Origin of the sequence: Enterovibrio coralii, from assembly GCF_001559595.1 — a bacterium.
Lineage (GTDB): Bacteria > Pseudomonadota > Gammaproteobacteria > Enterobacterales > Vibrionaceae > Enterovibrio > Enterovibrio coralii.
The window spans coordinates 38,575-52,002 of sequence record NZ_LNTY01000060.1; the positions used below are offsets into that span (position 1 = coordinate 38,575).

General features: G+C 47.8%; 11 protein-coding genes and 2 pseudogenes. 9 read left to right on the plus strand and 4 right to left on the minus strand.

Annotation, left to right across the window (positions count from 1 at the left end; translation table 11 throughout):
* The first annotated feature begins 52 nt into the window (after positions 1-52).
* The 5 genes from ATN88_RS23805 to ATN88_RS23820 all read left to right on the plus strand — a co-directional run bounded on the left by ATN88_RS23805 (position 53) and on the right by ATN88_RS23820 (position 6,100).
* Positions 53-751, plus strand: coding sequence for a fimbria/pilus periplasmic chaperone (locus ATN88_RS23805; RefSeq protein WP_067419974.1), 699 nt, complete (start codon positions 53-55; stop codon positions 749-751).
* Complete coding sequence (locus ATN88_RS23810; RefSeq protein WP_157490804.1) at positions 748-2,541, plus strand: fimbria/pilus outer membrane usher protein; 1,794 nt, start codon at positions 748-750, stop codon at positions 2,539-2,541. The genes ATN88_RS23805 and ATN88_RS23810 overlap by 4 nt, the downstream gene beginning before the upstream one ends.
* Positions 2,538-3,176 (plus strand): carboxypeptidase-like regulatory domain-containing protein, encoded by a 639-nt coding sequence (locus ATN88_RS25945; protein ID WP_157490805.1) that lies wholly within the window; start codon positions 2,538-2,540, stop codon positions 3,174-3,176. The genes ATN88_RS23810 and ATN88_RS25945 overlap by 4 nt, the downstream gene beginning before the upstream one ends.
* Positions 3,160-4,056 carry a hypothetical protein gene (locus ATN88_RS23815; RefSeq protein ID WP_408607736.1) on the plus strand — a complete coding sequence of 299 codons (897 nt, stop codon included), beginning with the start codon at positions 3,160-3,162 and terminating at the stop codon, positions 4,054-4,056. The genes ATN88_RS25945 and ATN88_RS23815 overlap by 17 nt, the downstream gene beginning before the upstream one ends.
* Positions 4,057-4,216: 160 nt before the next feature.
* Positions 4,217-6,100, plus strand: coding sequence for a methyl-accepting chemotaxis protein (locus ATN88_RS23820; RefSeq protein WP_067419975.1), 1,884 nt, complete (start codon positions 4,217-4,219; stop codon positions 6,098-6,100).
* A 105-nt stretch (positions 6,101-6,205) separates the two neighbouring features.
* Here ATN88_RS23820 and ATN88_RS23825 read toward each other — a convergent pair whose 3' ends face one another.
* The 3 genes from ATN88_RS23825 to ATN88_RS23835 form a co-directional block, all read right to left on the minus strand.
* Entirely contained in the window at positions 6,206-6,820 is a 615-nt protein-coding gene (locus ATN88_RS23825) for a DUF2927 domain-containing protein (RefSeq protein WP_232313516.1), read from the minus strand.
* Between the two features lie 354 nt (positions 6,821-7,174).
* Positions 7,175-8,050: a glycosyltransferase family 9 protein gene (locus tag ATN88_RS23830; RefSeq protein WP_198158452.1), complete on the minus strand. Its 876-nt coding sequence runs from the start codon at positions 8,048-8,050 to the stop codon at positions 7,175-7,177.
* A 586-nt stretch (positions 8,051-8,636) separates the two neighbouring features.
* The gene (locus tag ATN88_RS23835; protein ID WP_067419977.1) at positions 8,637-9,899 is read right to left on the minus strand and encodes a leucine-rich repeat-containing protein kinase family protein; all 1,263 of its coding nucleotides are present in this window, start codon (positions 9,897-9,899) and stop codon (positions 8,637-8,639) included.
* A 270-nt stretch (positions 9,900-10,169) separates the two neighbouring features.
* Between ATN88_RS23835 and ATN88_RS23840 the strand changes: the two are divergent.
* Positions 10,170-11,887 (plus strand): annotated as a pseudogene (locus tag ATN88_RS23840) (methyltransferase domain-containing protein).
* 40 nt (positions 11,888-11,927) lie between these two features.
* On the opposite strand, the gene ATN88_RS23845 reads toward ATN88_RS23840, so the two are convergent.
* On the minus strand, positions 11,928-12,479 hold the full coding sequence (locus ATN88_RS23845; RefSeq protein WP_067419978.1) for an HNH endonuclease: 552 nt from the start codon (positions 12,477-12,479) through the stop codon (positions 11,928-11,930).
* Between the two features lie 93 nt (positions 12,480-12,572).
* Between ATN88_RS23845 and ATN88_RS28010 the strand changes: the two are divergent.
* The 3 genes and pseudogenes from ATN88_RS28010 to ATN88_RS23855 all read left to right on the plus strand — a co-directional run.
* A pseudogene (locus ATN88_RS28010) lies at positions 12,573-12,761 on the plus strand (hypothetical protein); the annotation flags it as partial.
* Positions 12,762-12,940: 179 nt separating this feature from the next.
* Positions 12,941-13,216: a hypothetical protein gene (locus ATN88_RS23850; protein WP_157490807.1), complete on the plus strand. Its 276-nt coding sequence runs from the start codon at positions 12,941-12,943 to the stop codon at positions 13,214-13,216.
* Positions 13,209-13,394 (plus strand): helix-turn-helix domain-containing protein, encoded by a 186-nt coding sequence (locus ATN88_RS23855; RefSeq protein WP_067419980.1) that lies wholly within the window; start codon positions 13,209-13,211, stop codon positions 13,392-13,394. The genes ATN88_RS23850 and ATN88_RS23855 overlap by 8 nt, the downstream gene beginning before the upstream one ends.
* Positions 13,395-13,428: the final 34 nt, after the last annotated feature.

The window sequence follows — 13,428 nt, forward strand, 5'->3', positions numbered from 1 at the left end:
TCGCTGTGTTGTTTCTTTCAAGGGGCCTTTTGGGGCCCCTTTTGAGGTGGTTATGTGTGCAATTCGTCCCTTACTGCTAGCTTTATTGTTAGTGTCTCCATTCGCTCAAGCTTTCGAATTATTGCCTATGGTGTCGTTCTTTTCTGACTATGGTGAGAAAAGTGAGCAATTTTTTCGAATTGAGAATACAAATGCTACGCCTTTGGCCATTGAGATTTCACCAAAGTTAAGAACTGTTTATGGTGGAGAGCATGAGTCGCTAACTGATACGGATGACTTTTTCATATTTCCACCTCAAGTGCTTATCCCTCCTGGAAAAAGCCAGATGGTTGAGGTTAAATACTTAGGTGGAAAATCTGCATCTTCAAAATCTTATAGGATAGTATTTAGCCAATTACCGATAAAGGGGGAAGAAAAGCATAATAGTATTCAGATGCTAATACAGATCGGCGCGCTGGTTTTTGTTTCGCCGGATAACGCCATTGCCACATTGGATGCCAGCGTGTCCGCCCAAGACAAAAAAGCCCCTGAGCTAACGCTGAAAAATGTAGGCACAGGCGTCGCTGTTATCCCTGATTTCGATCTGGATGTGAAAACCAACAAGGGCAAACACATCTGGCAATGGGACCAGCTCAAACAACTGTTCAACCGCCAATTCCTTGTGCCGGGTGAGTCGGTCACCGTCCCTGTTGGGTCACTGGTGCCTACGGGCGAATCTATCTCTGATGTGACAGTGAAGGGTGAACAATGAACATGGGCAGACGGCTAAGTGCCGTTTGCTTACTGATGCTGGCTTCCTCTTCGGCCATGGCAATGACCTTTACGGTACCGCTAAACATGGACGGACACGAGCTTGGCATGCTGCCTGTTTCCTTGTCTGGCATGGATGTTGAGGCCGTTTCAGAAAGCGAGCTTAAAGCGATTCTTGGTCACCGCGTGGCTGAGAAAATCTGGCAGGTGTTGGGGGAAAATAAGCAAATCGGCAATGACGGTATGGTGCCGCTAAAAGCGTTGGAAGCGCAGGGTATTACTCTGACGTTCGATGCATCTACACTGACCATGGCCGCGAAAATCTCTACTAAAGCTTTCGGACAAGCGAACGTTGATTTTGGCGAAGGCTTTGTGCCTTTTGTTCCGACAGAAAGCAGTGAATTCAGTTGGCTCAACAGCCTTAACTTTTCACACCAAGAGAGTTGGCAAGACAGCTCCAACGTAAGTTATACCTCCTTTGATTGGCTAGCGCAGTTCAATATTGGCGGAGCGACGGGCGTAAATCTTGATGCGGCTAATTACCTAGAAATCTCAGACGGCGATGCGCAAGTGCTGCGCGGAGAATGGACTGCGTTCTACGACAACCCCAATGCGCCATACCGCTTTTCGTTAGGCGATGTTGAGTCGGGCGTATCGGGCTATCTTTCCAATATCAGCATGGGCGGTCTCTCGATAGAGAGTGACTATGCGGAGCTCCAACCGCAACGCATGGTTGGCCCCGGCAATAACCAAGAGCTTATCTTGCAAGAAAGTGCTGAAGTCGAGATTGAGGTCAACGGTCAGGTTATTTTCAGCGGCCGTCAGGAAGCGGGGCGTTTTAACCTGATGAACCTGCCTATGGTCAACGGTGCCAACGACATTACGGTGCATGTGACCTACCTTTCTGGCAAACAAGAAACCTTCGTTTTTACCCAGTTTTATAACAGCAACCTGCTTGATAAAGGCATGGTGAATTATGCTTTCACGGCAGGTGTGCCATCGGTCTTTGCCGACAAGGGCATTGATTACACCAACACATGGGCAATGACGGGCTTTGTCGAGTACGGCGTGTCATCAAGTCTCACAGTGGGCGCAAATGGACTGGCCGCCAAATACGGGAATTTACTGGGCGGGCTGGCTACTGTCGGCACCGACTGGGGCAACCTTTCAAGCCGTCTTTCGTTCAGTGAATATGACCATGGCGATGTCGGCAATATTCTCTCTTTTGGTTTTGAAAGTGCGGTGATTGGTGCATCTGAAAGTCAAACGCCGAACCTTCGTTTAAGTGCCGAGTTTGCCAGCGATTACATCACGTCTCCTTGGGAAGCCGAAGCCTTGCCGGTTTCTTACGATCGCTACCTTGCAAACTACATGTGGTCCATCACCGAACAGTGGAGCGCGACCGTTTCCGCATCGTATTTTGATGATGACAGTGACGATGCCCAAACCAGCACCACGTCGATGCTGAACTGGAAAAACGGCGATGTGACCGTGGGTGCCGGCATGACCTATACCGACTCCAAAGCCCCAGAAACGGATGAAACCCAGTATTTTCTGACCCTTGATTTGCGTTGGAACCACAAGAAATATGGCTACTCATTGGGCGCGAGTTATAACACGCTGGCCAATCAGTCTCGGGTAGATATCAGCCGTGCAAACAGCGACCGTGTAGGTGGCGTGGGGTATCGTGCCATGCTTGAGCACGACGATAACCGAGACAGAGAAAATGCCCTGCTGAGCTACACCGCCAACGCGTGCGCCTTGAAGGTGAAGTTGAACGTTCAGAGTTGAATTCCAGTTCATCCGGTGCGAGCTATTCCGCATCGCTTCGCGGCAACACCGCCATTGGTTACGCCAACGGCAAGTTTGGCTGGGGGCGCGCGCAGGCAGGCCCGTTTGTCGTGACGCAAGTACACCCAACATTGAGTGGACACGAAGCGCACTTTGGCGTGGCGCAAGATGGCAGCTATAAAGCGGCGGCAACCTATGACATTGGTGGCTTACTGCCACTGGATGTGCCGTATGCGGTGAACAGTTTCAACGTGAGTGTGCCAGATGCTCCTCTTGGCTATGACTGGGGCCAAAGCCAGTTCAGCATTGCACCGGGTGCCGCGACGGGTCATTCATTGATGGTCGGTTCAGATGCCTCTTACACCGCGATGGGCGTGTTGTTGGACGCAGACGGCAAACCGATTTCATACCTGCAAGGTGAACTGTCAAACGGCAAACTTCACACACCATTTTTCACCAACAAAGGTGGTCGATTCTATGTGCAAGGCGTGGGGCCTGGCACTTACACCCTGACCGTCAGTGGCAAAGGCTTTGAGCCTGTGTCTGTGGTCATTGAAAAAACGGATAAGCGGCTCATTGAGCTGGGAATACTGCATGTGAAACGTGAAGAGGAGAACCGTGTTGAAAATCCGTAACCGATTAATCGCGCTCTTTGCTTGGGGGCTGGTGGCGGTGATGCTGCCACCTGCCGCGTTCGCGTTGCCCGATGACAACGCGTGTGACGGTAACTGGTACCTTGATATTAAAACCTCCTCCGCGGAAGAAGGACAAAAAGGCTGGCAGGGTGCGTGGATTCCCGCGACCGTCTATCTCGACCGAGAGCTGGCAAGCTGTACGAAAGACATTGTCATTCAGCAGCCGCAAGGCGGTAAGCCGTACCTTTCAGGTCAGGTGTCTAACCATGATATCGAGCTGAAAAATGCCTCGCGCCAAGAGTTGCCAGTGAGGGGAGATGACAAGTACCTTCTGAACGTGAATGGGCGCAATGTCGTGAATTTCTGGGTTTACCTGCCGGGTGCGAAAGACTTTTCACCTGGCACCTATGCCAGCACTTTGCAGTTCAGCTTGAAAAATGCGCAGAACAAAACGACCTCTACCCAGATGTACTCGTTTAACTATCAGGTGAAGCCGTACGTTCGCGCCAAGCTTGCGAATACCAGTGATAGTTGGATTAAACCCACGGGCTTGTCGGTAAAACTTCAACTTGGCGATCTCACCAAGCGAAACCGACGTGACTTGCCTGTTTTTGTGGAAAGTAATGGCTTTGTCAGCATGGCTTTTTCTTCGCAAAACAAAGGCAAGCTGGTGAACGTGAGAAACAAGCAAAACAGTGTGCCTTATACCCTGATGTACGGCGGGCAGAAAATTAATCTGACGGATGATGTGGTGATTGATGTCGGCCAGCGACCTTACCGAGGCCGCAAGCTTCCTCTGGCCTTTGAAAATAAAGCCGAGCCGTTTGCCCGCGCCGGACAATACGAAGACGTCGTGACCATCAGTGTGTTCGCGCGTTAACGCCACTGAACGAAAAAATATTGCTGGAGGCTGTTACGCTCAAAACAGTGTGACGGCTCCTGCAAATTCAGTGTAAGGGATGAAACCTTTTTACTCTTAAGCCGATAAGGTTCTGATTTCGTGATGAAAGACCCTTTATCGACCTTTCGAGTAGTACTGAATGAAAAGAACAATTAAAAGCAGGCTTATCGTATCCATAGGTCTGATCGTCGCTGTTGTCAGCGTGGTGCAGGCTTGGATATCAATCACTTCTCTTCGCAATACCACCCATACTGCAATAGAAAACCAGATGCGCGAAACCAGTCTCGCGACATCGAACTACATCAATAGCTGGCTGTCCATTCGCGCTGACATGCTAGACGCCAATCTGGCGTTGATTCAGCAAGGTGGGAACATTGACCGCGAAATGCTGGTGACCAAAAACGCAGGTGGCTTCCTTTCTGTGTATGCTGGCTTCAGCGATGGCTCCATCGCTTGGGGCGATAAAACGGAAAGCTGGCCAGCTGATTATGATCCGAGAACGCGTCCTTGGTATCGCGATGCGATGCAGGCACAAACGCAAACCATCACAGACCCGTACCAAGATTTTGACGGCAGTATGGTCGTAAGTATCGCTGAACCGTTTAAAGGCGAGCGCACGGGCGTGATTGCATTGGATGTGCAAGTGACTGACATCGTGAAACAGATCCTTAAGATCAGTGAAGATGACAATGGTTATGCAGCACTGCTCGACAGCAACTATCAAATCGTCGCCTTTAATGATGATAGCTTGGTGGGCAAAACCTCAGACGCTATCGACCCTGCGCTGTCGATTAACAATCTGCAAACCATGCTAAGCCAAAACAGCCTGCAGACCTTTGTTGCAAGCCAAGATGGAAAAGAAAAACTCCTTTACGTCTCTCGCGTTCAAGGCACTGACTGGGTGCTGCTGATTGTTGAAGATGCCGATACCGCGACGGGCGCAGTGTCTGAATCCATTTTCTATACCCTTATTGCTTCACTGCTGCTGTTCGTGGTCATTGCTTCAGTTGCAGCGTGGAACATCAGTCGCCAGCTTCGACCATTGGCTGTTTTAAACCGTGCCGTGAAAGATCTCACCAGTGGTGATGGCGACTTAACGCAGCGTTTGGATATCGACCGTGATGACGAAATCGGTGAGTTAGCGAACAACGTTAACCGCTTTTTGGCGCAGCTTCAGGGCATTATTAAAGATGTTTCTGCTTCCTCTGTTGTTCTGAGTGAAGCGGCTTCTCAGTCTCGTGAGTTGGCAAGTGCAGCGACGGGCGTGCTGCGCGAACAGCACAACAACATTGATCAGGTCGCGACGGCCATCCATGAAATGTCGGCGACAGCGAGTGAAGTGGCGGGCAATGCGGAAATGACCGCCAATGCCGCACAGGGCGCAGAATCTTCCTGCATGGAAGGGCTGGATGTGATCAGCAAGAACCGCATCGGTATTGACGAGTTGTGTCGCCAAGTTGAAACCGCGGCGTCTGTGATTGAACAGCTTGATGCGAACGCGCACGGCATCAATCAAATTATCGCAACCATTGAGGGCATCGCAGAACAAACTAATCTGCTGGCACTCAACGCGGCGATCGAAGCCGCGCGAGCGGGCGCACAAGGCCGAGGCTTTGCCGTAGTGGCCGATGAAGTGCGCGTGCTCAGCAAGCGCACGCAAGATTCCACCGAAGAAATTCGCAACATGATTGAAAGCCTGCAAGCGAACACGCAAAAGGCTGTTCACAACATGCGTTCAAGCTCCGAGCAGGCATCATCCACAGTAAAATACGCTGAGGAAGCGACCACCAAGCTTTGTGAGATCACCCAAGCGATCAGCGAGATCTCGCAGATGGCGTTCCAAATCGCTAGTGCCGCTGAAGAGCAGCGCGCGGTGACTGATGATATCAGCCGCAATACCCAAGCAATCAAAGAGGTTTCAGACAAAGTGGCAGAGCAAGCGGCATTGAGCCGAGACGCCTCCGTTGAGATTGAATCTACAGCATTGCATGTGAAAGACGCGGTAAGTCTGTTCAGGGTTTAATCGCCGATTGAATGCGCAAGAGGCATTTACAAAAAGACGAAATGAAACGCCAAGCAAATGCGCTTGGCGTTTTTATTGGCGAGCAGTAAACCTCGAGTAAACAGACTAGTTCAAGCCGAACTCGGTGATAAATTTGGTTTTGAGATAAAGCTCGGTAGAGGTTTTGGACCAGCCGGGATTTTGGCTTAACCAGTCATCAAGCAGCGGCATCACTTGTTCTTCTGTCATGCCAGCCTTCACCTCTGAGGAGTACAAAAGCCGCAACAAGGTGATATCTAACGGTGTGAGTAAGTTGTTCTTCGACGCATCGTTAAAAATGGAAGGGAAGACCTTGTCAGAGTCGTTTGGCAGCCCCATGACTTGCGTGAGTTCTTCCACTACGCATGCAAACAACTTGCCGCGTTCACGAGCGAGATCGACCGGTATCACGATCAACGCTTTTCGGATCTCAGTCTTTGAAGAGACGGAGATATGCGCCATGCAAACCGCGCCATGAAACGGGAAATCGTCTTGCGATGGCCACAACTCACGGGTTTCCTTTTCCCAACGGCTTTGACGAGTAAACACCATACGAAGGTTCGCTTGCTGTGGTGAGTGTACTACCTGAATATTGTGTCCCGTTACCCGCGAGAGGTCATTAAGTTGAATGGTCGCCAGCATGGTATGGAGTGCATCGTCGCCGACGCGATGATCGAGATAAACGCGGATGGCTGATGCCACTTACGAACGGGATGGTTGAGGTTGTCGTACTCATTGTTGAGGGCAATCAGCTTAAACGCCCTTTTTACATGAGCGGGATCGCTCCAATTCGCCCACGATGGGGCGCAGAATAGTGTTAACAATACACCCCAGATCAGTTTTCGCATTTGGCTCTCCATCGCCAGAGTGAGAACGTCGCTTCGGCTGAAATGACGGTTCAGTCCACTTACTAGGTTTTCACTACTTAGATTAGAAGTCCAGCTAGAGGGAAGAAAAGGTTTTTTGCTCAATAGCAGATGAGTCAGTGTAGTTGCTATCACTTCGACCAGGATAAAGGGTCTGGCAACAGTCTACGTTACACCGATAGCAAAGCAGTCAGTTTTCTAATTCGTTCAGCCATTTTAGGAAGTCAGATGTTACCGTTTTAGCGTCACTTCCTAAAAGAACCGCTTTGTGTGGGCTGAGGTAAGGGTGACTGTATGGGTAGCTTTTCGCAGGAATATAGCTAAAAGTAGGTAGTCCCATAAAAGCAGCCAAGTGCTTGATTCCCGTGTCCATACCGACAAAAAAACAACACTTTTCAAATAGGCTAGGTAACTCTTCAAGCTTAGCTTCTACAAACGTTACTTCGTTAATGTGTTTGTAGTGCATTAACTGTTTTTTAATGCTTTGATCCAAAGGAGAACTGCTAGTAGGAAACAGTATTTTCTTGTCAGGAAATTGAGTTCGCACAATATCAACGAGTTGCAAAAAATCATCAATTGAAGGGATATGTGCTTCAGAAGAAGAAGCGAGAGACATCGCTACCCATGGGCGATTATGAAGTACACTTTTTTGTTCGCAGCGCGGCAAGAACTGCTCTGCAGCAGGCAAGTTATTCGGGTCACCAAAAGCACACCAAATATCATTGAGATCGGTATCTAAGCAATTTTTCAATTCAAGCGATTTAGGCCAAGAAATACTGCCGTTTTTTCTTGATAAGAAGCTGTACTTTGATGATGTAAGCATTTTGTGGGAGTTAACGACTTTTCCCACTCGTCTTACAGGCGATAACTCCAATATATAGTCTGGTGCTATTCTACTTATCGTTTTGAATAATCGGATGATTCCTTTAAAGGTACGATATTCTGCATTAAACACATGAACATTGTTAAAGGCGGGGTTTTTGAACAAATCAGCGTGACGAGGAGCGACGCCAAAATGGATCTCAGAGAAGTTACCCAGACTTTGCAAATATTTGATTGCACTCATGCTAACAAGGCAGTCTCCCATACCTCGGTTGTTCAGCACAATAATCTTACTATTCTGTTTTATTTGCATATTCATTTGTCTATTGGGCGTCTAACACGCACTGGCTTTCACGAAGAACGCCAAGATTTAAACTGTCTGGACTACTCGCACATGAGGAGCAACAAAGCTCCTAAACACAATTTCGCTTCTTTTTGTGAGAATGGGTAGCGAGTTTTGCATGGGAGTATTCAGCTTATGAATCTTAGAGTGTTTTTAAGGTATTTATAGAGCCCAAAGAATCAGTACAAAAACGACCTTTCTATAAAAAGCAAAAGGACGGTAACCCGCAGATTTACCGCCCTTGCCAAATGTTAGTTGGAGCTAAATCTTGTTGTGCTAAGGCGTTTAACCTACTGAAAAAACGTCTTAAAGCGGCTGATACTAATGAAAGTATTCAGCGTGCTCCTTTGGTGAATTATTTCCACTTTTGAGAGCTTCGTCAACATGTTTTAACTTATTGATATTGTTAATTTAACGGTGATTTTGGCTAGTTCCTGTCTTTTTGCCTGCCCAGAGGTAGGCCGAAGAACAATGCCAACTAAGCACCTTAAATGAGCACGCAAGCTGGGCTATCAGCAATACGCTCGCGAAGCTCTCTGTAGGCCTTACTCGTTTTATCGCCATCTTCACAAACGCTCAGCAAGTCATCAATGAAGTGGTGCAAGGCACGTTTTTCAATCTGTCGAACCTTCTCTTTCTGCGTGTCCGTGAGCATGTGGTACATGCTAGCTGCTCCGAAATCACCAAAGATAATGTTGGCGTCGTCATCGAACAGGGTGTTGTGCGCGTATAGGTCACCGTGACAAACGTGATTGTCGTGCAGGTGGTTGAACACATCTTCCATCTGGCTGACGATTTTCGTGATGTCAGCAATCCCCAAACGAAACTCAGCGTGAAAAGTATCTCGTGTGCAGCTTTCAAGGCTGGGTGGCAACCCCAGGTTTTTGAAATGCTCAGGGATCAAATTCATGATAAGCGCAAGGTAGCCGTCTTCATTCACTTGCCCTAAAGACTGCACCAAGTTCGGGTGGTTGCCGACCTTCAAACAGGCTTCAAGCTCATCTTTAGGATAACCATCACTGGTGATGTCACCTTTAAACACTTTCACTGCAATGTCTTCTGGAAAATCAGGTTGCGGCTGGTTCCAGTGCGCTTTAGAGATCACGCCAGAGGCACCTTGGCCCAACTGGGTTGTTAACGTGAAATCAGTTGATTGCAGCGTTGGCACCGTATCAATGTGCAGGGATGATTCGCTAAAGGGGTTACCGGAAAAAGCCAGCCACGCCAATTTAGGCAAGGCGAGCAGATGATCGGGGCATTCCGCTAATTGGTTGGCGGAAATACGCACCAGCTCCAAGTTCTCAAGCTTTGCCATAGTCTCAGGCAACGCTGTAATGCGGTTACCCGCCAGCGCGAGCTTTTGCAGGCGAGGGCGTTCGCCAAGGCTGTCCGGCAAGGTTTCAATTCGGTTGTTGGTCAAAATCAGCCAACGCAGTTTTTGTGGCAATGCACCTTCTGGCACCTGAACAATCTGGTTTGATTTAAAGCCTATCATTTCAAGGTTTTGGCACGCTCCCAACACCTCTGGCAGCTCTGTAAACAAGTTGTCTGATGCAAAGAAAATTTCGAGCTGATGGAATTGGCCAAAACTCTCTGGCAAAGAAGAAAGCTGGTTCCCCGTAAGGTCGAGCACTTCCAATGTGTCTTTCAGTTCAAACAGTTCTGTTGGGAAATCGGTGAGATTTTCTGAAATCTTAACGTGTTTGGCTCCGGCCAGTTGACCAGATTTGAGTTGAGCGAGGGTATTCAAGGCGTATTTCCAGCATTGCGGCAGTCATTTCGATGCAAGTGTATCGAAAATCGAGGGTAATAGCATTGTTGGGCTTAGCGAGAAATTTGGTTACATTGAGCCACTCTTTATCAGATGTTTAAGCTGAACTATTGGATTGATGAACAGAAAGCTAGCGAATTAAGACAGCGCGCTAAACATGCGTCTTGCGTTGAAAATTTGTTTGCTAGCAAGAGCAACCTACTGATAAAACATTACAATTGAGCTGTCACTCAGAACGCTTTTATCACCATGAACCCAACCATTAAGCACTATCACATTCATGCCCAAGCACTTGATGAACAATATCAACAAGTGACGTTTGAGCAGGTTCACGCTAGCTGGCGTCCATTTTGGCCAGAAGGGAATGATCGCATCTGTAAAGTGTTGGATGTGGGGGCTGGCAATGGGGCGGATGCCATTTGGTTGGCTCAACGGGGATGCGATGTTTACGCGGTCGAGCCCGCAGACGCATTTCGCGCAATTGGGGAGTCACGTTCTCAATCACTGTCTGTGACTTGGCTTTCCGATACCTTGCCCGAACTCAGTGTGGTGAATCAACTCAGCGTTCGATTCGATTGTATTTTACTGTCTGCGGTTTGGATGCACATTGCGCCCAGTGATCGCGCTCGTGCGTTCAGAAAACTGGCAAATTTATTGGCTCCCAACGGAAAGTTGGTGATCACCCTGCGCCACGGCACTTTTGATGATGCGCGAGCAGCACATAAAGTTTCTGTCGAAGAAATAGAGCAGTTCGCAAAAGACCATGCGCTGCAAGTCAGACTTAAAACCAACCTGATTGATGATGCATTAGGACGAGACGCCGTGAAATGGCAGACAGTGGTGCTTTCGCTGCCAGATGATGGCTCGGGTGACCTGCTGACCGTGCGACACGTTATCGTCAACGACAGTAAAGCGGCAACGTATAAACTGGCTCTGTTGCGAACCCTGCTTCGCATCGCTGATGCCCACCCTGGGGCAGTGGTTGATAGCGCAAACAAACGCGTTTCCATTCCTCTGGGTTTAGTCGCGCTTTATTGGATTCGGCAGTACAAACGTTTGTTGGATACCGATGCGGGAAATGGCATGGGCATTCAGCAAAACAGTGATTCGAACAAAGGGCTAAGTTTTGTCAAAGACGAGGGGTGGGGAAAGCTTAAGCACCTTGCCGCAGATGATCTTGCGATAGGCACCTTTTTCTATGGCGAAGAAGCAATAGCTCTGCAGAAGGCCATTCGAGATACCATTGCAACCCTCAAGTCCGGCCCAGTGAAATTCACCTACCGCAGTGAAATAACAACGCCACTTTTTGCCATCGAGCGAAACAAAACCAAAACGCAATCGAGTGTTGTTGTAGACAGTGCGTTTTTGCAAAGCTTCGGCGTTTTTACGTTAGAAGAAAGCCTGTGGGAGTGTTTGAGCTTTATGCCAGTTGGATAGAACCTTTGGTGGTAAACCAATGGATAGCAGAAATGAGGCGTTACGAGCAAAACCAACGTCGAGGCATTTCTTTGCAAGCCTATCATGATTGCCTTACGTGGATAGATGCCAAGCACGATACCCGAGATGTGAGAAAGCGCATTGACGCCCTGCGTGCAAACCACCAAACGATTGTCAGTGTATGGAGCAATAGGCCCCTAAAGGATACCTACCACGTTGACCACTGCGTCCCATTTGCGTTCTGGCCGAACAATGACAGGTGGAACCTATTTCCAACCTCAAGCAAAGAGAATCTCAGCAAACTTAATCGAGTCCCTTCCAAGCAGAGGCTAAAAAGTGCGATGCCACAAATCATCGACTTCTGGAAGTTGGCGTGGAATGAAGAGCAAGACCGAACTCGCTTTTTCACGGAAGCCTCGCTTTCTTTGCCTAATATCCATTCCCACGAACAGGAGTTTGAGGCGGTGTTTGAAGCCATGCAGTTGCAAGTAGCTGGTGTTAAGAGTCGCTTGCTGGTGGGGGAATGGTGATGTTGCGCACCGCAAAAGTTTTCAACCAGTATTATCTAGCTTAAATTTCTTTGTTGAACGCTTTATCTAACTCTTTATAAAGCCCAAGCGACTTGTCAGACTCAATTTTGATGTTGTCGTAAAGACTATTCGCAATAACGCGAATGGCATGTTTTTCTGAGGCTGTAAGTTCTGGGTAATGAAAGTTTTTGATGTGCGCCTGGATTATTATTTTTCGAGATTCAAACTTATCAGCCTGTCCTTTTTGATAGCAGACAGCCAGTAAATGTTCCTCCCAATTGCTAAACGATTTATCAGCCTTTCTTGTACGTTTGTTACAGCCTTTGCAGCAAGGTACAACATTACCCGGATGATGAAGACCGTATTCAGTGCGATTGAACATAAGATGGTGTTCAACCTGAAGCGTTGAAGATGAATCCCCGCAATATGCGCAGCAGCCGTTGAAATCCTGCTCTTTGATTTTTGCCCATACGGCTTTGCCTTTCCCACTGGCAGTGTTGAAGGAGGCACCAAAGTAAAATTCGCCGACTTTGGTTAGGAAAGCGCGCACTGCGGTGTTAGCTGAGTCTGAAGATGTGTTGTATACGGCCATTAAATCTACTGCGAACTATAAGTTTAGAGTTAATGTCCTTAATTTTTAGTGGGTTAACAATGATCTCGTGCGGGTAATTGATGGATTTGCAGATTTGTGTTCCGCTCCAAAGCGACCACTGGCGGCCAAATGCGTAAGTTCGAAGTGCCACAATATACTCAAGTCGGGAATGCTGTTCCGCCGTTACTGGGATTAGCATTAGGGAGGTCTGTTTCATCCCTTCTCGATAGATATAACGAGCAATTGGCACTAGAGAAAAAGCAGCAGAGTATGGCTAGCTAATCGTGACAAAGTAGGGGAACCCTACTTTTATTTAGCATGGTGCTTTCCAGTACTCATTAAACAATGAGAGCTATAAAAGCAAAAAAAAAGGCCAATCCTCGCGGATTGGCCTTTTCAAACGTTTGGTGGAGCTGGCTTGTGTGTAACCTATTATTCATTAGGTCAATGTTTTGTAGCAAGTGATTGGTTTATTTTCGTTTTACATTGCTCTTGAATTGAAAGTGTTGCATGGAATGGGCGGCGTTTTTGTGAAAAATTCGGCTGAATTTTGTGCTGATTTTGGTGGAGTGGCAGGTTTTACGGACGGCGGTTCAACTCCTCTTTTGCAGGTATCCCTCCTTTTGTTGATCAACAAAAAACAGAACCAAAGTGTAAACAACCTTCCCAATTTTCTCATTAAGCCTCATAATTCACTTATTGTTTTGTTAACAAAGGCTAGTGACGTTTATGGATGATCCCATATTGACGTTAAAAGAGGTCGCAGCGTATTTAAAAATCGCTGAAAAAACCGCTTATCGCCTTGCTAGTGAAGGGAAGCTGCCTTGTTTTAAAGTCGGTGGCGCATGGCGAGCGAAGCAAAGCGATTTGATTCAGTGGATTGAAAATCAAAAAAATTTATCAGAAGACATTTGAACAGTTATGACGTGCATTCTTGTATTTCATGCTT